General features: G+C 30.7%; 18 protein-coding genes. 2 read left to right on the top strand and 16 right to left on the bottom strand.

Annotation, left to right across the window (positions count from 1 at the left end; translation table 11 throughout):
- Nucleotides 1–77 precede the first annotated feature (77 nt).
- The 3 genes from L21TH_RS01970 to L21TH_RS01960 all read right to left on the bottom strand — a co-directional run bounded on the left by L21TH_RS01970 (nt 78) and on the right by L21TH_RS01960 (nt 3,171).
- Nucleotides 78–773 carry a FadR/GntR family transcriptional regulator gene (locus L21TH_RS01970; protein WP_006307823.1) on the bottom strand — a complete coding sequence of 232 codons (696 nt, stop codon included), beginning with the start codon at nt 771–773 and terminating at the stop codon, nt 78–80.
- 91 nt (nt 774–864) lie between these two features.
- Nucleotides 865–1,989, bottom strand: a complete 1,125-nt coding sequence (locus L21TH_RS01965; RefSeq protein WP_006307822.1) for a trans-sulfuration enzyme family protein — start codon at nt 1,987–1,989, stop codon at nt 865–867.
- A gap of 405 nt (nt 1,990–2,394) precedes the next feature.
- Entirely contained in the window at nt 2,395–3,171 is a 777-nt protein-coding gene (locus L21TH_RS01960; protein WP_006307821.1) for a ribonuclease H family protein, read from the bottom strand.
- A gap of 221 nt (nt 3,172–3,392) precedes the next feature.
- On the opposite strand from L21TH_RS01960, the gene pgmB reads away from it, so the two are divergent.
- Nucleotides 3,393–4,043 carry a beta-phosphoglucomutase gene (pgmB, locus tag L21TH_RS01955; protein ID WP_006307820.1) on the top strand — a complete coding sequence of 217 codons (651 nt, stop codon included), beginning with the start codon at nt 3,393–3,395 and terminating at the stop codon, nt 4,041–4,043.
- An 87-nt stretch (nt 4,044–4,130) separates the two neighbouring features.
- Here the strand turns inward: pgmB and L21TH_RS01950 are convergent, their stop codons facing one another.
- The 13 genes from L21TH_RS01950 to L21TH_RS01890 all read right to left on the bottom strand — a co-directional run bounded on the left by L21TH_RS01950 (nt 4,131) and on the right by L21TH_RS01890 (nt 19,645).
- Nucleotides 4,131–4,958: a carbohydrate ABC transporter permease gene (locus tag L21TH_RS01950; RefSeq protein ID WP_006307819.1), complete on the bottom strand. Its 828-nt coding sequence runs from the start codon at nt 4,956–4,958 to the stop codon at nt 4,131–4,133.
- Nucleotides 4,959–4,969: 11 nt separating this feature from the next.
- Nucleotides 4,970–5,902 carry a carbohydrate ABC transporter permease gene (locus tag L21TH_RS01945; protein ID WP_006307818.1) on the bottom strand — a complete coding sequence of 311 codons (933 nt, stop codon included), beginning with the start codon at nt 5,900–5,902 and terminating at the stop codon, nt 4,970–4,972.
- A gap of 69 nt (nt 5,903–5,971) precedes the next feature.
- Nucleotides 5,972–7,177, bottom strand: coding sequence for an ABC transporter substrate-binding protein (locus tag L21TH_RS01940; RefSeq protein WP_006307817.1), 1,206 nt, complete (start codon nt 7,175–7,177; stop codon nt 5,972–5,974).
- Nucleotides 7,178–7,239: 62 nt separating this feature from the next.
- Nucleotides 7,240–9,510: a glycoside hydrolase family 65 protein gene (locus L21TH_RS01935; RefSeq protein ID WP_155848292.1), complete on the bottom strand. Its 2,271-nt coding sequence runs from the start codon at nt 9,508–9,510 to the stop codon at nt 7,240–7,242.
- Between the two features lie 293 nt (nt 9,511–9,803).
- A complete protein-coding gene (locus tag L21TH_RS01930; protein ID WP_006307815.1) occupies nt 9,804–10,817 on the bottom strand; it encodes a LacI family DNA-binding transcriptional regulator in 1,014 nt (337 codons plus the stop codon).
- Nucleotides 10,818–10,972: 155 nt separating this feature from the next.
- Nucleotides 10,973–11,962, bottom strand: a complete 990-nt coding sequence (galT, locus tag L21TH_RS01925; RefSeq protein ID WP_006307814.1) for a galactose-1-phosphate uridylyltransferase — start codon at nt 11,960–11,962, stop codon at nt 10,973–10,975.
- Nucleotides 11,962–13,467 carry a glycosyltransferase gene (locus L21TH_RS01920; protein WP_006307813.1) on the bottom strand — a complete coding sequence of 502 codons (1,506 nt, stop codon included), beginning with the start codon at nt 13,465–13,467 and terminating at the stop codon, nt 11,962–11,964. The genes galT and L21TH_RS01920 overlap by 1 nt, the downstream gene beginning before the upstream one ends.
- An 8-nt stretch (nt 13,468–13,475) precedes the next feature.
- On the bottom strand, nt 13,476–14,432 hold the full coding sequence (locus L21TH_RS01915; protein ID WP_006307812.1) for a carbohydrate kinase family protein: 957 nt from the start codon (nt 14,430–14,432) through the stop codon (nt 13,476–13,478).
- Nucleotides 14,433–14,646: 214 nt separating this feature from the next.
- Complete coding sequence (locus L21TH_RS01910; protein WP_006307811.1) at nt 14,647–15,705, bottom strand: PTS fructose transporter subunit IIC; 1,059 nt, start codon at nt 15,703–15,705, stop codon at nt 14,647–14,649.
- A gap of 23 nt (nt 15,706–15,728) precedes the next feature.
- Complete coding sequence (locus L21TH_RS01905; RefSeq protein ID WP_006307810.1) at nt 15,729–16,037, bottom strand: PTS fructose transporter subunit IIB; 309 nt, start codon at nt 16,035–16,037, stop codon at nt 15,729–15,731.
- A gap of 14 nt (nt 16,038–16,051) precedes the next feature.
- Nucleotides 16,052–16,510: a PTS sugar transporter subunit IIA gene (locus tag L21TH_RS01900; protein ID WP_006307809.1), complete on the bottom strand. Its 459-nt coding sequence runs from the start codon at nt 16,508–16,510 to the stop codon at nt 16,052–16,054.
- 67 nt (nt 16,511–16,577) lie between these two features.
- Nucleotides 16,578–18,524, bottom strand: a complete 1,947-nt coding sequence (locus tag L21TH_RS01895) for a BglG family transcription antiterminator (protein WP_034429046.1) — start codon at nt 18,522–18,524, stop codon at nt 16,578–16,580.
- A 428-nt stretch (nt 18,525–18,952) separates the two neighbouring features.
- Nucleotides 18,953–19,645, bottom strand: coding sequence for an N-acetylmuramoyl-L-alanine amidase family protein (locus tag L21TH_RS01890; protein ID WP_006307806.1), 693 nt, complete (start codon nt 19,643–19,645; stop codon nt 18,953–18,955).
- Between the two features lie 221 nt (nt 19,646–19,866).
- On the opposite strand from L21TH_RS01890, the gene L21TH_RS13655 reads away from it, so the two are divergent.
- On the top strand, nt 19,867–20,376 hold the full coding sequence (locus L21TH_RS13655; RefSeq protein WP_006307805.1) for a YhcN/YlaJ family sporulation lipoprotein: 510 nt from the start codon (nt 19,867–19,869) through the stop codon (nt 20,374–20,376).
- Nucleotides 20,377–20,573 lie beyond the last annotated feature (197 nt).

Raw genomic sequence — 20,573 nt, 5'->3', positions numbered from 1 at the left:
AATGCACAATGGGGTCAGGCCTGAATAAGTGAATAATTCAGAATTATTCACTTATTCAGGCCTGACCCCTTACTCGCTTATTTGTTTATAATAATTTTATTTACAAATTCAAGATGTTCAGCCATTAATGATTTAGCTTTTTTCGAATTCCTTTCTTTGATATTTATAAAAATTTCTCTATGTTGTTCAAAGAGTATTTTTTTATTTTCTGTTCTCCTCAAGATTTTAAACCTTGCATTTTCTATAAAGGATTCAATTAGTGAAGATATTATGTGAAAAAGACTTACGATTAGATAATTACCCGTTGCTTTAGCAATAGTAAAATGGAATTCTTTATCTAATTTGGCACTTTCTTTTTCATCATTAGTGTCCCTCATTCCATATAGAAGTCTTTCTAACTCTTTTAATTCCTCTTGTTTTATTCTTTCTGATGCTAATGTCACAGCTTCAACCTCTATTATTTTTCTAACCTCTAGTATATCAATAGGATTTCCTTTATTTAACATAAACATTACTGATAAAGGTTCAAAAAGATTATCTTCAATCTTACCGGTTATAAAGTTACCTTCTCCTTGTTTAGTTTCTATTAATCCAATAACCTCTAGTGCCCTCAACGCCTCTCTAATTGAGGTTCTACTAACCTGCAGTTGCTCGGCTAATTCCCTTTCTGAAGGCAATCTATCTCCTTTTTTAAGTGCACCATCCATAACCATCTGTTGAATTTGTTCAATTACATACTCATAAACTTTTTTATTTTTTATAGGTTTAAACATGCTCCTTCCCTCTTTCTTCCCATTTCTTTAACCAATATTATACACTAAAACTAAGGCAGAGGTAAAGTTTACCTCTGCCTTTATGCATTAACTAATCTACTTCTAAATCTTCTATAATATCCTCTACATCCTCTATTCCTACTGAAAGTCGAATTAAATTTTTAGTTATTCCTAACCTCTCTTTTTCAATGTCTGGCATAGAGGCATGGGACATTGTATATGGTATAGAAATCAAACTCTCTACTCCTCCTAAGCTTTCAGCCAAGGTTATAACCTTTAAATTTGATATAATTTTCTTTACTATCTCATAACTTTCCACTTCAAAGGATATCATACCACCATATCTCTTCATCTGGTTTTTATTCTTAAGGTTTTGGTAATTTCCTGGGTAATAAACTCTCTTAACCCACTTTTGTCCCTTTAACCATCCATATATTTTTTCAGCATTGTCGCAATGTCTCTCCATCCTAAGTGCTAAAGTTTTTATACCCTTTATTACTAACCAACTATCCATTGGTCCTAATATTGCACCTACTGAGTTTTGTATAAAATGTATTTTATTAGCCAATTCCTCAGAGTTAACCACCACTAACCCTGCCACTATATCACTATGACCTCCGAGATATTTAGTAGCACTATGTATAACAATATCTGCGCCTAGTTCAATAGGTCTTTGAAGATATGGACTCATAAAAGTATTATCTACAATCAAATATAGTCTATGAGATTTAACAAAATCACCTATTCTTGATACATCTACCGTCTTCATCAATGGATTTGTTGGAGTCTCAATATATATTGCTTTTGTATTCTTCTTTAATGTATTTTTTAGTATTTCTTTATCATTTACATTTACAAAATCATATTGAATACCAAATCTTGAAAACACATTTTTCATAACTCTAAATGTACCACCATATATATCTTCATTAAAAATTATATGGTCACCCTTATTGAATAACATTAATACAGAAGAAATTGCAGCCATCCCTGAGCTAAAGGCAAATCCTTTGTATCCTTTTTCTAATTCAGCAATAAGTTTTTCTAATGCTTCTCTTGTAGGATTACCTGTTCTTGAATATTCATATTTCCCGTGTTTTTCTATACCCGGTAATGCATAGGTTGATGTCTGGTAAATTGGTACTGTAACGGCCCCAGTATGTTCATCCCCATCTATTCCCCCATGAATAAGTAAAGTCTCAAATTTCAAAAGCATTTCACCTTCCTATATTAGTTTTTATGCTTAAACAATATATGTTTATTCATGAGAAATAAGGGATAGAACAAGATCAACTAAAGCCAATTTGTTAGTTAGTAGTTCGTTGTTATCAGTTAGTAGCTTTTGATTCAGTTCTTAGCTCTTAGTAAAATGTTGATAAAAAATAGGCTATTCGCTGTTCGCCTTTCGCTTTTCGTTAATAATTCTATAAGTATTATCTCTGCCTGTAAAAGCTGTATTTAACTTAATTATAAGCTGTAAAGCAAATATACTTCCCTATACAGTGATAATAAGCAGTAAAGACTGCTTTTTGGTACTAGTCTACTAGCTATTAGCTGATAGTTTAATTTTTGTACAAATAGACGTGCTAAAAGACGTATAAAAACGAATAAAATTACACATCTACTTTCCTGCTATTTCTTTTGCATACAAATCACATAAAGTATTTTCAAAATGATTTGAATGTGCCTTTACCCATTCAAATTCTATATACTTATTATCAGTTAATCTATCAAACTTTTTCCAATACTCTATATGCTTGACTTTTTCTCCATTTGCAGTATGCCAATCATTTAGTTTCCAATTTACAATCCACTCAGTTAATCCCTTTCTTACATATTGACTATCTGTAACGATTCTAATCTTCTCAATATTTTTCAATACTTCTAATCCCTTTATTGCAGCTAATAGCTCTATTAAACTACTGCTTTTTTCGTTAGTTTTACCTGAATAGAAGCTATATTCTCCGTTTAAATCTTTAATTATTGCTACATAGGCTCCTTTACCTTTTCTCTCTAAAAAGCTACCATCGGTATATATCTTATATATATTCTTTTCACCTTGATTAACAACATAGCTATCATATTTACCTTTTCTTTTATCTAAAATGACTATTTTTGACCTATCGTTAAAAGCAGCAACATCCTTTTTGCTTCTTAAAGCAAATTTTACTGTAAATCCTTCGTAATAAGTATCCCTTCGTTTATTGTGTAAAATTTTCCTTAATTGATATTCATTTTGTTTTAAGATTTCTGTTAACTCATCATTTCTTAGAAAAATCAACTTCTTATCATCAGGCGAAAATAATATTTCTGTTCTCAATTTATCATCTTTTATCTTTATCTTATAAGTTCCACAATTCTCTTCAATGATTTCCATCTCAAATAACATCATTTTCATAGTATACACCCCAATAATTATAAAATACTACCAGTAAAATATACTACAATTCTACAATAAAAGCTTTTTATCAGCAAATACTATAAACCTAATACTAGTCAAAATTATTTCTTATTTTTTTGTAAAATTTCTCTTTATATTATTGATATTATACTTATTTTGTTATAAAATCGTTTTTGTAAAGTTTAGTTGATTTTCGATAAATAAAAGGGGGTAAATTTATGGCAAATATCAAAGCCTGTTTATTTGACTTAGATGGAGTTATAGTGAATACTGCGAAATATCACTACCTAGCATGGAAAAGGTTAGCCAATGAGCTTGGCTTTGAATTTAGTGAAGAAGATAACGAAAGATTAAAAGGCGTTAGTAGAATGGAATCACTAGAAATACTACTAGAAATAGGTAATAAAGAAGTAGACGAAAATACGAAATTAAAACTTGCAGAAAAGAAAAACGGTTGGTACAGAGAATACATAACAAAAATGGACGAATCAGAAATTTTACCAGGAGTAAAGGACTTTATTAAAACCCTTAAAGAAAACGGTATCAAAGTTGCCATCGGCTCTTCAAGCAAAAATACTATGACAATTCTAGAAAGTATAAACATGGTTAACGAGTTTGAAGCTATTATTGATGGTAATAAGATTAGTAAAGCTAAACCAGACCCTGAAGTATTCTTATTAGGAGCTGAAGCTCTAGATATAAAGCCTGAAGAATGTGTTGTATTTGAAGATGCTACAGCTGGTGTAGAAGCTGCTAAACGTGGAGGAATGTATGCAATAGGTGTAGGTTCACCAGATATATTAAAGGAAGCAGACAAAGTAATTCCTAATTTAGAAAACGTATCGATTGATATACTAAATTTTGAATAAATCACTCATAAATAAACCCCTAGTTATATTGAACATTCAATATAACTAGGGATTGTTTTCATATCTGGTTTTATCTACAGTTTATAACTATCCTTTTATTCCAGATGTTGATATTCCCTTTATAAAGTTTCTTTGGAAAATCAAGAATATAATAATTGATGGAATTGATAAAATCATAACCCCTGCCATTACCTGATCCCAGAACTGAAAATACTGTCCTTGGAACGAATTAAGTCCCACTGGTAGTGTGTACATATCACTTGTTCTCGCTAATAAACTTGGCCATAAGAAGCTATTCCAGTTTCCGTTAAAAGTAATTATGAACTGAGTTGCTAGTGCTGGCTTTGCCATAGGTAATACAATTCTAAAGAAAGTTCCAAATCTCCCTAATCCATCTATCGTTGCTGCTTCTTCTATTGATTTAGGTATACTTAAGAAAAACTGTCTCATTAGAAATATACCAAATAAACTTGTTAAAAACGGAATCGTAAGTCCTTTATAAGTATTAACCCAACCTAGCTTTGTAAGTAATATGAACGTAGGTACCATAACTATTTGCCCCGGTACCATCATCATACTTAAAACTGCTAAGAAAAGTGCTTTTCTCCCTGGAAAGTTAATTCTAGCTAAAGCATATCCTGCTAATGAGTTAAATAATATATTACCTAAACTTACAATAGCTGCTACAATAATGCTATTTATGAACCATCTACCGAACGGGAATTTATTCCATAAAAATTTGTAATTTCTAAAGGTTAGTGTAGAAAAATCTATTGAAAAATTGTTTACTTCACTTGTAGGTTTAAGGGATGTAATAAACGTCCAAATATATGGTCCTAAAGCTACTAGTGCATAGCCTATTATGATTAGGTAGAATATGATTCTTGATATTTTTAATTTTTTCTTTTTCTCCATGTTATCACCACCTACATACTAGTCTCTTCACCGAAGAATTTTTTCTGTATCATTGTTAAGATAAATATAATGACAAATAGTATAAAACCTATTGCACAAGCATATCCCATGTTAAATTCATCAAAACCTTGCTTATATAAATAAAGAACTACAGTCATTGTTGAATTTAATGGACCACCATTACCATCAGATATTACATAGGCTTGGTCGAATACCTGAAAAGTCCCGATTAATGATACAACTAAATTAAAAAATATTGTGGGTTTAAGCATTGGTACTGTTATATGAATAAATTGCTGCCACTTATTTGCCCCATCTATACTTGCAGCTTCATAAAGTGAGTTTGGAATTTCTTGAAGTCCTGCCAAGAATATTACCATATACAATCCTACAGAAGCCCATATAGCCATTATCATAATCAATGGTAGTGCAAGTCTTATATCGTCATACCATGTGTAAGGATTTACACCAAATAACCCTAGAAATTTATTTAACACACCATCTGATTTAAATAAAAACATGAACATTATAGCTACTGCAACAGTAGAAGTGATTGTTGGTATATAATAAGCTGTTCTAAAAAATGTTTTTCCCTTTATCTTTGAATCAACTACTAAAGCTAATGCTAAAGCTAAAATTAATTGAGTTGGAACTACACCAATTGAATAAATAGCTGTGTTTTTCAATGCTTTTATAAAAACTGGGTCGCTAAAAGCCTTTATGTAGTTATTTAATCCTACCCATGGAGCATTCATCATTGATCCGTCAAGGAATGAATACTCTTTAAAACTAAGAATAAACGCAACAAACAACGGTCCTATAAAAAATACAAGTGCTGATATTACAAATGGTAGGACAAATAACCATCCATCCACCATTTCTCTTTTTTTGGCTAAAGATATATTGCTTGATTTATTTCTCCATTTCAGCATGTTTAGTTTCATTTACTTCACCTCCATTTTAACAAAGCAATAGAAGTAGGAAGCACCTTTAGTGCTTCCCATATTCATTTCTTATTTCAAGTTCTCAGCTGCTTCTTTTAATACTCTAGCTGAATCTGATTCAACACCTTTTTGAAGTTTTGTTCCTGCATTGTTTAATTCATCTAATATTTTAGAAGACTTAACTCCAAATTGATATACTTTTGAATATTCAACCATATCTACTAATGGTTTTCTTTCTGGATACTTATCAACGAACACTTGAGACATTGACTTTCTTGTTGGAATAGCTAAACCACTTTCAGCTACCATTTCTTGAGCTTTTTTACCTGTTAAGAACTTGATAACCTCAGCTGCTTCTTCCTTATGTTCTGTATTTTTACTCATTACATACGCAACTGTAAATGCAAGGTCCCCTTCTTTATCTCCTCTAGGAAGTTTTGCTATACCATAGTCAACTTCTGGTCCAGCTTCTTTCATAAATGGTATCATCCATCCACCTTCAATACACATAGCTGCTTTTTCTTGTGCTAAAGCATCTCCATTCCAACCTACACCTAAGTTAGCTGGTGTATCTGCATATCCTTTTTCAAGTAATGAATAATAGAAGCCTAAACCTTTAGCTGCTTCACTAGTTGTAAATGCTGGGCTATTGTTTTCATCTACAACTTTTCCACCTGCTTGATAAATAAAAGGAATAAATCTAGCAGCATCATTGCTTAATACTATACCTTTTACACCATCTTTAGTTAATTTCTTAGCAGCTTCTTCTAATTCTGCCCAAGTTGTAGGAACATCCACGCCTGCTTCTTCAAACATTTCTTTGTTATAGAATAATGCTAATGTATTATAATCTTTTGGTAATCCATAGATTTTTCCATCTTTCATAAAACCATTTAATAGGTTTTCTTCAAAGTCTTTTACATCGTTTTTGTCTAAATACTCATCAAGTGGTAAAATAACTTCTTTTTCCATGAAAGCTGGTGCTTGATAAACATCTAAGTAGTATACATCTGGCTCAGTTTTTGCTGCTATATTAGCTTGTAATTGTTGTAAATAATCATCAGTATAAACTTCTTTTTCAATGTTGATGTTTGGGTAAGTTTTTTCAAACTCAGCTATTTGTTTGTCCACTAACTCTGTTTCAGCAGGTGATGAAGCCCACATACCTATTTTGATAGTAACAGGTCCGTTACTAGCAGTGTTGTCTCCACCGCAACCAACTAATAAGCTTCCAGTAAGCATTAATACAACAAGTAATAATGATACTTTTTTCATAAAGAAATCCCCCTTTAATATAATTTAAATTTTATTTTAAATTTTTAATTAGCAATTTTATACTATCTAAGTATTACTATTTCTTTGTCTTTTTCTATTGAATACTCTTTTTCGTATACCTTTATTTTAGCTTCATCTGTCCCTTTAATAGAAACATTTTCTTTAGTTATACTAATATTTAATATGTTACCTCTCCAGTTTACTTTGAAAGATAATTCATCCCACTTTTCTGGTAGCCATGGATTTAAGCACAATATTTCTTCTTTATTGACATATACTCCACCGAAACCAAATACTACACTTTGCCATGAACCACCTGTTGACGCAGCATGTAATCCTAACTGTGCATTTCCTTGATTATCTTCAAGGTCTGTCATAACAGTTTTCATAAAGTATCTATAAGCATTTCTTGTATCTCCAACTGTTAGTCCCATTATTGAATACATTGATGGACTTAGAGAAGATTTGTGCATTGTTCTTTTTTCATAGTACTCATAATTTTCCTTTTTAGTTTCATTATCGAACTCATCACCTAATAATAGCATCAACATAACTACATCTGGCTGTTTTATAAGCTGTGTTTCTCCAAGCTTATATCCTTGTAAATCAGGCCAAATAGGCATACCGTTTTCGTCATGCTCTGTAATCTCTATATCCTTTAAGTCAAAATATCCTTCAAACTGCTCTATTACTCTACTATTTGCGTCCCTTGGTATATAAACCTTATCTGCTATCTGTTGCCATTCTTTTATATCGTCTTCCGTTATTTCTAATTTATCTAATAAATTATCGTATACTTCTTTATTTTCTGTCTTTAACCATTCTGCAAGCTCTACACCTTTTTCTAAATTCCATTTTGCTAAATAGTTTGTGTAAACATTGTTATTTACGTGCTCATGGAATTCATCTGGACCTATTACTCTATTAATTTCATATCTGTCGAATTCTTCATTGTATTCTACTCTACTGCTCCAGAATTTGGATGTATCTAGTACTATTTCCATACCATGGTTTACTAAGAAATCCTTGTCTTTAGTAGCTCTATAATACTCCCAAATACCAAAGACAATATCTGAACTAATATGGAACTCTTCATCTCCAGTCCAAATTCTAACTGGATTGCCATCATAGTCAACTCCCCACTTAGGAGTTACTTCCGTTCCATCGTCTGCTGCTTCCCAAGGGAACTGTGCTCCAATGTATCCATTCTCTCGAGCATTCTTTCTAGCTCCCTCTAAAGTATTGTATCTATACATTAAAAGGTTTTTTGCTATTTTAGGGTTAGTATATATGAAAAATGGTAACATATAAATTTCTGTATCCCAGAATACATGTCCTTTATATCCTTCTCCATGTAGTGCCTTTGCTGCGATACTTACCCTATCATCTTCATCAGATGCTGATGCTGTTATCTGAAACAAGTTAAATCTTATACCAAGCTGTGCTTGATTATCACCTTTTATTTGAATATCAATTTTATCCCATGTTTCATTCCATTTTTCTTTATGTAGTCTTACTTCTTCCTCTAATCCCTTTTCAACAAAGTTATCCATATTATCTTTAAGTAACTCAAATGGGTCTTTATCAGTGTCTCTTGATGTATAAGTAACACCATACTTTTCTACAGTATATTGTTTGCCTTCTTCAACTCTTATTTCAAATGCCTCTGATACTTCTTCTCCTAATTCTCTATATTTTCTATTCTGTAAAACACCATCTTCTGCTTTTAATAATATACCTTCTACTATTTCAATTCCTTTGTCTTTAGTAACTGTTTTTAAAGCTATACCTTTTTCTAAATCATAAAGCTCTTTTACATTTAAATGTTTTGTCTTATTCATTGGGTCAAAACTACTATTTGTTACAGTTCCATCAATAACGTTTTCGATAAATATTTTACCCGAATAATTTACTGGCTTTATTGTATATTTAATCCCCCATCTATGAACATCATTTTTACTTACAAACCTCTCTGAAGATATTTTTGTAATTCTTCCACTCTTAGTTTTTAGCTCTATAGTTGTATAAAGAATACCTTCTTTCATATCTAAAGTTCTATCAAAATCTAATACTTCACATGTCTCTATGTCTAATGCTTCATTATCAGCATACATGCTAATTTTTAAAGGATTCTGGTTATTCACTATCTCTGTTACTTGGCTGTCTGCTTGATTAAATATCCCTGCAATTAAATTTCCTGGTATACCATATTTAGAAAACTCTAACCACCCTCTCATTCCTTTATATCCATTGGCTAAAGTAAATACTGTTTCATATTTTCCACTGTCATTATGTTTATAATCTGTCTGCTTTATTTGCCACAGGTTATTCACCAATATTTACTACCTCCTTTTTCGCAAATATTCGTAAACGTTTTCGGTATATTTTTATTATAAACGGTGTGAAAACATTTTTCAATAGTAAATTTAGTTTTTTAAAAAATCAGCAAAGCTAATTTTTAGCTATTTGCTACTGTCTATTAGCTATCAACTTATAATTTAAATATTTTCTTTAGCCTCAATTAAAGTATTTAACTTAAGTTTTGAAATATAAAATTTTATACTTTTCTTGAAAATAAAAACTAAATAATAAAAGCCACTATCTTTTTTATTGATAGTGGCTTTTATTATTTAGTTGATTCTCGTAAAATCAATTCTGGTTCTAATATAATTTGATTTATATTTTGACCATTAATTAAATTAATAAGTAAAGTCGCTGCAGATGTACCTAGTTTATAAGTATTTTGTCTAATAGTTGATAGCTTTGGTGTAATATAGGGACTAAGCTCTATATCATCAAAACCTATTATCTCCACATCCTCCGGTACTTTTATGCCCATATCCTTAAGCCCTTGGATTGCTCCTATAGCCATAAGGTCACTAGCTGAAAATATAGCTGTTATATCATCGTGTTTTTTGAATAATTCCTTTACTGCTTCTCTTCCACTCTCTTCTGTATAATCCCCAAAATATATAAGTGTTTTATCGATAGGAATGTCGTTTTTCATAAGCGATAAATAGTACCCATCTAATCTTTGAAGACTTACATAAGCATTTTCGTGTCCGTTTATAAATGCAATCTTTTTATGTCCTTTATCTATGAAATGTTGCATTGCTAATCTAGTTCCCTTTATACTATCAGTTCCAACAAAACCGATTTTGCCTTTCTTAATAGGAATATCAAAAAGTACACATGGAAAATCTCCTTTTAAAGCTTGCTTATAAAATTCATCACTCATTTTTAATCCCATTAAAAATACTCCGTCCAAGTGATTGTTTTGTAAAATTTGAACAAGTTTACTTTCTTTATACTTTGTCAAGTTAGGAAGGAAAACTACTTCATATCCCTTTTCTGCTGCATAATCTTTAAATCCCATCAATATTTTATATGAAAATGAATAAGTTGGTTCATTTTCATCGTAATCCTCTATCGCTATACCTATTCTATTAGACCTTCCTGCTCTCATTCCTCTTGCTAATATACTTGGCTTGTATCCCAGCTTTTCTGCTACTTTAAATATTTTGTTACGAGTTTCAGTATTTACATCACTATATCCATTAAATGCCCTCGAAACAGTACTAACTGACACACCTGCTTTTTTAGCGACATCTTTAATTGTTACATTCCTTCCATTTCCCATAAGCATCACCATTCTATTATATTGTTTTTTATGATTATTACCACTATATATAATTATAATACTATATTATACAAAATTGCAAAAACGTTTTGGTATATTTTACTCTTACTTATGTTTTTTTACAGTGAATGAAATCCCCAGAACATTAAAATCATCTATATATTTCTTAGATTTTTAACAGCATCTTCAGGTGCAACTGTATTTATATAAATACCCGAACCTAGTTCTAAACCTGCATGATTTGATAGTCTAGGTGATATTTCTATATGCCAGTGATAGCTTTTCTTATACTTTTCCATTCCCTTCGGTAAAGTATGAATATACATATTGAACGGAAAATCACCAATAACCTTATTTAATCTATTAAACACTTCTTTCATTGATTCTGCTAACATTTTTAATTCATTTTCTGTAATATCTTTAAAACTATGTTGATGAGCTTTAGGTATAATCATAAGTTCATAATTATATATCGAAGCAAAAGGAGCTAGAACTACAAAATGGTCATCGTTTATAACTATTCTTTTATCATCCTTTATTTCCTCATTGATTATATCACAGAATATACATCTTTTATACTTTTCGAAATACTTTTTACTTGCCTCTAGTTCTTCTTTTACTAGATTAGGTACTAATGGTAATGCAATAGCCTGGGAATGAGAATGTTCTAGTGATGCTCCTGCCTTTTTCTTATAATTTTTAAATATACTCACATATTTTATCTCATCTTTATTTATCAGTTCATTATATCTTTTTTTATATGTTTTTAATATGTTAACAAAATCATTAACTTCCATGTTAAAAAGACTTTTACTATGGTCTCTAGTCTCAATTATTACTTCATGATAACCTACCCCATTTTTCTTCCAGAATAATCTTTGATTACTATCTTCACACTCGCTCTCCATAGATAAAGCTGGAAATTTATTAGGCACAACCCTTGTTACCCATTCATTTTCATTTTCTATCCTATCTATCTCTGGTGGAGTCTTTTCTTCGTTACCAACACAAAAAGGACACGTTTCTACGTAACTTTTAGGCTTTATTTCCTCATTAGTTTCTTTTAAATCTGAAGGTCTTTTTCCCCTCTCTATAGCTATGATTACATGCTTTCCAGTAACAGGGTCTTTTCTTAATTCTGGCATTATTTATCCTCCTCTAAATATGTTGCTTTAAGCCATTCTAAAGACACTGGCTCTTTTTCGGTAGGTTTCTTAAAGTATGGATGTATTTCTATATTAGCAAAACTCTTATTTTCTTTAGCTTCTTCTAGCTTTTTGTTTATAATATCTAAGTAACTCTTTGCAGTACTATCCCAAGTATATTTACTAAATACCCTTTCTATTCCTGCTTGCTGATAGTTGTTGTATGAAGCTTGATTTTTAAATACTTTTAGTAAACCTTTTGCAATATCATCAGGATTGCTTGGGTCTACTAACACTCCAAATTCCTCTCCGTTTTCATATAATACTTCTGAAGGTCCACCATTTTTCGTTACAACTGCAGGTAATCCACAGGCCATAGCTTCTATAGGAGCTAATCCAAATGGCTCATAAAGAGCTGTTAATGCAAATACTGACTTTCTTCTTGCAAACTCTCTGTAGCATGCGGCTAACTGTTTTTGACTGTTTAAACTAAACATACTAACTTTGCCTTTTAAATTGTATTTATCAATTATATCCATAATTTCATCTAGAATTGCTTTCTCATCACCTTTAGCCATTGAATAATCTTCAAATGGGTTGTCTATCCCCCTTAAAGTAATAACTAAATTACACTTTTTCTGTAACTCCTCACTTTGTGCATAAGCCTTTACTAATCCTATATGATTTTTCTTTGGGTCTAGTCTACTTGCTGCAATTATAGCCGGCATATTTTGTCTATCTTCATTTAAGTCCCTTTTAAACATCTTTTCTACTTTTTCTTTTATTACACTATCTTGGTCATTTTCTTTGTCCTTATTAAACAATTCTGTATTAACTCCTGGAGGTATAACTGCAAATTTTTCTTCTTTCTCTACATCAATGGCTCCATTATAAGCTCTATGACTATACTGTCCAAATCTTTCCTGACTTGTACTTACAATGTTAACTGCTGAATTTGCCATACTTATTCTTTCAGCCATTATTCTCAATGCAAAATTATATTTTTCATTCATTTCCTCTATAGTATCAACATTGACATTTAACTTGTCCATCTTTTGTGCTCCTAATGAATGCCCCGTAAAAGTAAATGGTATATCAGTTCTTTCGTATAGCATAGCACCTGCTATTCCACCGTCTCCATAATGCGTTGTGAAAAAGTCTGGCCATTCTCCTTCTTCTTCATAAAGCTTGATAATATTATCTACATATTCATGTAGATAAGGCCAAAGTTTCTCCTTGTTTAAAAACTTTTCTCCTCCAAATGGTAATCTTATAATTCTTACTCCATCTACTCCTTCATATAAATCAAATTTTCCTTCAAATCCTGGCCAATCTTCGTCTATAATTTGTCTAGTAATAATATCCACTTTTACCCCTAACTTTGCTAAACTTATCGCAACTTCTTTAACATACACAAGCTGCCCACCAAAGTCTGGATGCTCTGTCCAATATAAGTCGTTTTTGTCAAAGTTTCCTTGAGGATTTAAAAATGCTATTCTCACCATAATACCTCCTATACTTTATATATTTTTTCTATTTCATTGATATTAGGTAGGTCTGCTATTGCCCCTACTTCTCTTAATTTATAAGCTGAAACTGCACTACCAACCATTATTGATTCCTTAATTGTTTTTCCTTTTAATAGTCCTGCATAGAAACCTGACCAAAATGCATCTCCAGCCCCTGTAGTATCTACTACCTCTGTTGCCAAAGTAGGAACCTTTATTATCTCCTTACCATTTGAAACAATTACTCCGTCCTTACCAAGGGTCAACATAACAAGCTTAACACCTAAATCTAAAAACCTTTTTATGTACCCTTCAGGAGTATCTTCACCAAAAATATGATATGCATCATCTTCTGAAGGTTTAATAATATCTACTCTACTTAAAAGCTCCTCTATAAACTTAACACCATCATGTCCTTTTTCCCAAAGTACTTTTCTATAATTAGGGTCAAAGCTAATTATTTTACCTTGCTCTTTTGCAATATCTATTATTTCAAGTGTGGTACTTCTAGCTGGTTCATAAGATATAGGCCATGAAGTAAAGTGTACAATCTTTGATTGTTTTACAAGTTCTTTAACTTTATCTGTAAGCTTTAAGTTTTTGTCTGCATCCCTATACGCTATAAAACTTGGACTTTTTTTACTTTTAGACACTACAACCATAGATGTGTTTTTACTATCATCTAATGTAACTCCATCTGTATTTACTCCATTTTCTTTGAGTTTTTTTAATAAGAATTTTCCGAAACTATCATTACCTACATTAGTAATAATGGAAGACTTATATCCTAATTTTGAAACATTAATCGCTATATTCCCAGGTGAACCACCAAAATATCTATGGAAGCCTCCATTATTAAAATCATCATACTCATCTGAAATCATATCTATTAAAATTTCCCCTACAGTTAAAACATCAATTTGAGCATTAGATAAAGTTATCCTATTATTTAACTCTAACATAAAATCCCCCCCTTTAAATTTATATGGAAATCAACTAAATCGTTTTTGAATTGCTCAAAAAGAAAAACGTATTCATATAATAGATTAAAACATTTAGGTATTTTCGTCAACATTTTTCACCTATTACTATCTCTATTAATATGTAAAACAAATTATTAATATAGTTAAAGTAAAAGAACACTCTATATAGAGTGTTCTTTTACAATACTGTATTTTAAGCAGCCTGTGCTTCCTTTTGCTCTTTATTAGGCTTTAAAGCATTTACAACTAATGCTGTTACTAACATACCTACAATCATACAAACTCCATATAATATTGGCTTATTAACAAATGGCCATGATAAGAAAAATGCTAATGTTACAGGATTTATAATATCAAAGAATGCTGCCAACCCTGTAGCTGTAGCTGTACCTATCATAATTGCAGGTATTACTCTGAATGGGTCTGCCATAGCAAATGGTATAGTTCCTTCTGTTATACCAAATATAGCCATAACCGCTGCTGGATTAGCTGCTGTTATTTCTGATTCACTATATTTTTTAGGAGCAAGTTTAGTAGCTAACCACATTCCTAATGGTGGAACAGACACAGCAATATGTATAGCAGTATTTGGTTCATAAATATTTGATGCATACATACCAAATGCAAATGCTACTGCTGTTTTATTTAATGGTCCACCCATATCAAACGCCATCATAGCACCTAAAATTACACCTAATAAAATCTTGCTTCCACCTTGCATTCCCTTCAACCAATTTTCTAAGAACGCCATTAATCCTGCAATCGGCTCCCCTATTACATAATAAAATACTAATGTTACTATTAAAGTTGCACCTAATGGTATTAATATGATAGTTAATAATGGCATTAATGCTACTGGTAATTTAATATTTTCTTTCATCCATTTAACTAAATAACCTGCAAATAAACCTACTACAATACCTCCAATAAATCCAGCTTTCATCTGATTTGCCAACACTCCACCTATCATACCTGGAGCTATACCTGGCTTGTCAGCTACTGAATAAGATATGTAACCTGCAATTATAGGAATTAATAAACTAAATCCCATTCCTCCAATTTTATTAATTGTATTTGCAAAAGTTCCGGCATATTCATCTAACCAAACAGTTGCTGTACCTAAAGTAATCTTACCTATTATAGAAGATAATGCTAACATAAGACCGGCTGCTGCTACAAACGGAATCATATAGGAAACACCAGTCATTAAATGTTGTTGTAATTCTTTACCTAAATTTTTTGCCTTACCCACTGTACATTTCCCCTTTCTTTATATTATTTAACTAATTTTAAAGCATCATCTAAAACTTTCCCTGCATCCTTTACGGCCTCATCAATTTTAACCTTATGTACTGGTAATGATTCAAATCTTGATTCTTTTTCAATTTTAGTTGCAACTGCTAAAATAGCTAAATCAGCATCTTGAATGTCCTTATCTGTAATCTCATTTTGAATACCTAAAGCACCTTGTTTCTCTCCCTTTATTTCATGACCTTTATTTTTAGCTGCCTTTTCAATAGCTGTTGCAGCCATATTAGTATGTGCTATCCCAGCTGGACATGCTGTTACTGCTACTATCTTCATAAAAATCTCCTCCTTTATTCATTTTCAAAATTTAATAATGATATTATTTTTTTTGAATTATTTGCATTTAATAAATCTTTTACAAAATCTTCTTCCATAAGCTTACTTGCAAGGTTTGATAATATTTGTAAATGCGTGGTATTAGCTTCTTTATCTGGAACAGCTAGCATAATGATGAGTTTAACAGGCTCTCCATCTAAAGAGTTCCAGTCAACTGCTTCTATTAACTTCCCTATTGCTATACTTGCTGTTTTAACACTATCCAATTTGCAATGTGGTATAGCGATCCCTTTGCCAAAGCCTGTAGTAGCTTCTTTTTCTCTTTCTAAAACACCTTTAACAAACTCATCTCTTGATTCAATTTTTTCTTCTTTTTCTAACAACAAAGCTAACTTTTCAATAGCTTCCTTTTGGCTTGTAGCCTGCATATTTATATCTATTAATCTTTCATTAATTAACCCAGATATATCCATGTTTGGTCACTTCCTTTGCTGGCTATATTTTATTTGCTGGCTATATTTTATTATTCGATATCAGTTATTACTCTGTCTTAAGAAATCTAATAAATTCCTCAAAGCAATCAGCTTTAATTAAATCTAATATTTTTCTTCTATCATCAACAATCGTAAAAAAAGTATCAAATATATTTTCAAACTCTTTGTCTGTCATTTCTTCAAGTGCCAATAAAAATACTAGCTGTACCATATTCTCGCCCCATTGAATTGGCTTGTCCAATATGCCTACTGCAATACGGGAGTTTATAGCATTTCCCAATAAAGCATGGGGAATAGCTACTAAATTACCTATAGATGTTGATGAAATTTTCTCCCTTTCTATAGCTGACTCAATAAAAGACTCTTTTACACATTTTTTGTTGTAAAGTGCTTCACTTAATACTTCTATAACTTCATATTTATCCTTTGTTTTTATTCCTTTAATATATAAATCTCTATCAAATAAATCATATAATTTGCATTTCGGATTTACTACTTGTGAGTTCTCGATTACATTATTAATTCTTTCTAAATCTTCTTTATTAAGTAATGAACTCACGTGTATAACAGGTATTTCGTCAATATCAACAGGTACAGTAGTTAATATCAAGTCAGGTTTTTTAAGTAAAACTTCATCAATCTTATAAGATGGATATATTCCAGCTATCTCTATATCGGGAAATGTTTTCTTTATTTTTGAAGCTAACAATTGAGCTGTACCTATACCTGTTGCACAGATAATTGAAACCTTTCGTATTAATTTTTTCTCTATATATTTTTTTCTTTCAAGGGCTGCCCCTAAGTGCATTGCAATGTAACCTATCTCATTTTCATCAATTTTTACTTTTCTATCTTGTTCTAATACTTTACAAGCAATAACTGCCATTTCAAATGCATGAGGATATTCCTCTTTTATCTCTTTCAACAATGGATTTCTAAGATTCATTTTATATTTTAGTCTATTAAGTGCTGGTTTTAAATGCAATGCTAGTCCATACACTAATTTTTCATCTTTCGATAAGTCTATTTTGTATACCTTATTTACTTCCTGAATCATTCTTTGTATAAGGCCAAGTAATCCTTCTCCAATTGCAGCTTCTAATTCATGGTTATCAAGCTCTTCATCCCTCAAGGCTTTTGTTCCAAGTAAATGTATAGTGATATATCCCTTTTCTGCTTCTGGTATGTTAATGTCGAATACTTTTTCTAAACCCTCGACAATTTTTTCTGCTATTTTATATTCATTTTTACTTTTTAAATTTTTAATCTCTGTAGAAGGTAAACTAATTTTTTTATTTTCTTTAATTCTTTTAATTGCTATTGCTATATGTATTACAAGATTCCCAAAGGCAATATCTGACAATTTTATCGGTGCATCTTTATATACTTCTAATATTATGTCTTTTATCTCTTCAATATCAATGGCCAAAATATTTTTTATATACTCTGTGTCACATGTGCTATTTGAATCCCTGTTTTTTATGTCCATAAAATAATCTGATATTGAAAACCTAAGTTGTAATTCATTTCCTTCTACCCATATTCCATAATTAGGTTTCTTGACTAGCTTCAAATTATATTTATTTAGCCATTTCTCTACTTTATCTATATCTTTATCAATAGTTGATTTACTCACATATAAATCACTAGCTAATTCTTCTAAAGTAATGAATTCATTTGTGTTTAAAAGTTTTCTTATTATATAGAACACTCTATCTTCTGGTAGTACCGGTACATCACTCTTATTTTCTTCTAAATACCTTTTTAGCATCGTGATAACCTTTTCATCTCGAGGACTAATAGTGTATCCAATTCTAGGTTTAGATTTAATTTTAATCCCCTTCATTTTCAATTCTTCATTCAAAAGCTTTATATCATTACGGATTGTCCTTGAAGATACACCGACTACCTTCGATAAATATTTTCCTGTAATGGGCCCATCATACTTTATAAACTCTAATATTATCTTTCTCTTGCGCGCATCAAAACTCAAATTTATTTCACCTCTTTCACAGTTATAATTATAAACTGTTTCCTCCCAAAATAAAATTTATTGATTTTCCACATTGTTTACGGAAATTTTTATTTAATAGTTGATAAAAAACCATAGCTTTAACTCACAATAATTTGTAAGCACAACTATTATATTTTTTATATTGTACCTACTAGGATAATTGTTACAAAAATTTCATTGTCGTATTTTGAAATTTATAGTTGAATTTTGTCGTTGGTTAATGTATAATTATAAATCGTCGACGGAACATTTGGATTATGTTTGAAAACAGCATAAAATCCCCCTTTTGTTCCTTTACCCCTTTCCCCCTTTCCCTTTATATATAACATACTTATAATATTTAACATTTTATATAAATACATACAAACATCGGTTCTTGGTTTGGGCCGATGTTTGTTTTATATGTGTTACTTTAAATAATTCATTATTCCCCATCCAATTGCTTCCGCTATTTTTTGCTTATAGGTATTATTCTGAAAAAGCTTCCTATCACACGGATTAGTTATAAACCCCATCTCAACTATAACACCTGGAACCTTTGTTTCTCTAGTTATGTAATAATCTTCTGCAACAATTTTACTTCTTATTTCTTCATATTTTAAATATTTTTCATACACAATACAGTCTATAGCTTTACTTATTTCTTCAGCCAATCTTTCTCCCTCAATAGAGCCAGGATAATAATAAATAACTACTCCCCTTGCTTTAGAACTAAAGCTATTTGCATTAACATGAATACTTACAAATACATCAGGATTATTTGTATTTATTATTTTTTTTCTAGCATCTAAATCCCTTTTGTATCTTGTATCATTTATTGTACTTTTATCTTCTAAAGAGACATCTTTATCTCTAGTCATTATAACTCTAGTCCTCTGTTTTAATAAAAAATTTTTTAATCTTAACGCAACATCAAGATTTATATTTTTTTCTAATAAGTATTCTTTGTAGTGTGCTCCTCCATCTATTCCTCCATGACCTGGGTCTATAACAACAGTTCCATTTCTAAATTTAGCATTAAATACTCCTTGATAACATTTATGATATTTAAAGAAAATGGTAGTTATAATAAAAATAACTGAAAAAATTAAAAGTATCAAAACTATTTTCTTATTAATTTTTATAACAATAAAAACATTCTTAATAGTTTATTCCTCCCTTGCCCAGTATAATATATTATATTTCTGTATCTCTGTTTTTAATTACTATAGCCTAAAATTTTTTAAATCCACTTTTCAAGTATATGTTTGTTAGAATTTAACATTTGTATAAGTAATATTTAATTCAATATAATGCCAAACTAATCATGGGAGGTGAAACAATGAAAAAATATACTAAACTTATTGCTGTATTATCAATATGTTTAATTACTATGTCCATAATTATGATTGGATGTCAGCCACAGGAAAAACCAGCACCACCAAATAACTACAACAACAATCAAAATCCTGATACAGATTATGAAAACGACATATATTTTGATGAAAATATGGATAACAAAATGTCTAATAGAGCAGACAAAATCGCAAATGCAGTAGCTAGAATGGGTGAAGTAAATAGAGCTACAGTTGTTGTTAATGATAATACAGCAATCGTTGGAGTAAACATGGAAAATAATATGGAAGGTACTATGAATAACGATTTACGACAAAGGATTGAAAGAACAGTAAAAAATACTGACAACAAAATAACTTCAGTAGCTATAACTACAGACCCTAATCTTTATAGTAGAATTGATTCTATTGCTCGTAATATTAGAGATGGAGAAGATATGACTGGTTATAGGCAAGATATTCAAGAAATCATGATGCAAATATCACCTGGAATGTAATTAAAAATATCCGGTTAAACCGGATATTTTTTATGTCTACTTACACGTCCTTTCATTCGTTTTTTGGTACGTCTTTATATACATTTTCTAGTGCGCTATATATGGTATAAATTACCAAAATTAATTTGTATATTAAATCTTTATTCGGTCCATAATAATAGTGTCGGGAACATAACGGTTGAGCCCAGACTTATATA

The organism is Caldisalinibacter kiritimatiensis (genome assembly GCF_000387765.1).
GTDB classification, from domain to species: domain Bacteria; phylum Bacillota; class Clostridia; order Tissierellales; family Caldisalinibacteraceae; genus Caldisalinibacter; species Caldisalinibacter kiritimatiensis.
The sequence above is the reverse complement of the archived record's forward strand: the minus strand, read 5'-3'. Positions and strand labels throughout refer to the sequence as shown.

What these genes read in the sequence shown, in the direction of transcription:
- L21TH_RS01970 (WP_006307823.1), bottom strand. Translation starts at nt 773, where the DNA reads ATGTTTAAACCTATAAAAAATAAAAAAGTTTATGAGTATGTAATTGAA.
- L21TH_RS01965 (WP_006307822.1), bottom strand. Translation starts at nt 1,989, where the DNA reads ATGCTTTTGAAATTTGAGACTTTACTTATTCATGGGGGAATAGATGGG.
- L21TH_RS01960 (WP_006307821.1), bottom strand. Translation starts at nt 3,171, where the DNA reads ATGAAAATGATGTTATTTGAGATGGAAATCATTGAAGAGAATTGTGGA.
- pgmB (WP_006307820.1), top strand. Translation starts at nt 3,393, where the DNA reads ATGGCAAATATCAAAGCCTGTTTATTTGACTTAGATGGAGTTATAGTG.
- L21TH_RS01950 (WP_006307819.1), bottom strand. Translation starts at nt 4,958, where the DNA reads ATGGAGAAAAAGAAAAAATTAAAAATATCAAGAATCATATTCTACCTA.
- L21TH_RS01945 (WP_006307818.1), bottom strand. Translation starts at nt 5,902, where the DNA reads ATGAAACTAAACATGCTGAAATGGAGAAATAAATCAAGCAATATATCT.
- L21TH_RS01940 (WP_006307817.1), bottom strand. Translation starts at nt 7,177, where the DNA reads ATGAAAAAAGTATCATTATTACTTGTTGTATTAATGCTTACTGGAAGC.
- L21TH_RS01930 (WP_006307815.1), bottom strand. Translation starts at nt 10,817, where the DNA reads ATGGGAAATGGAAGGAATGTAACAATTAAAGATGTCGCTAAAAAAGCA.
- galT (WP_006307814.1), bottom strand. Translation starts at nt 11,962, where the DNA reads ATGCCAGAATTAAGAAAAGACCCTGTTACTGGAAAGCATGTAATCATA.
- L21TH_RS01920 (WP_006307813.1), bottom strand. Translation starts at nt 13,467, where the DNA reads ATGGTGAGAATAGCATTTTTAAATCCTCAAGGAAACTTTGACAAAAAC.
- L21TH_RS01915 (WP_006307812.1), bottom strand. Translation starts at nt 14,432, where the DNA reads ATGTTAGAGTTAAATAATAGGATAACTTTATCTAATGCTCAAATTGAT.
- L21TH_RS01905 (WP_006307810.1), bottom strand. Translation starts at nt 16,037, where the DNA reads ATGAAGATAGTAGCAGTAACAGCATGTCCAGCTGGGATAGCACATACT.
- L21TH_RS01900 (WP_006307809.1), bottom strand. Translation starts at nt 16,510, where the DNA reads ATGGATATATCTGGGTTAATTAATGAAAGATTAATAGATATAAATATG.
- L21TH_RS13655 (WP_006307805.1), top strand. Translation starts at nt 19,867, where the DNA reads ATGAAAAAATATACTAAACTTATTGCTGTATTATCAATATGTTTAATT.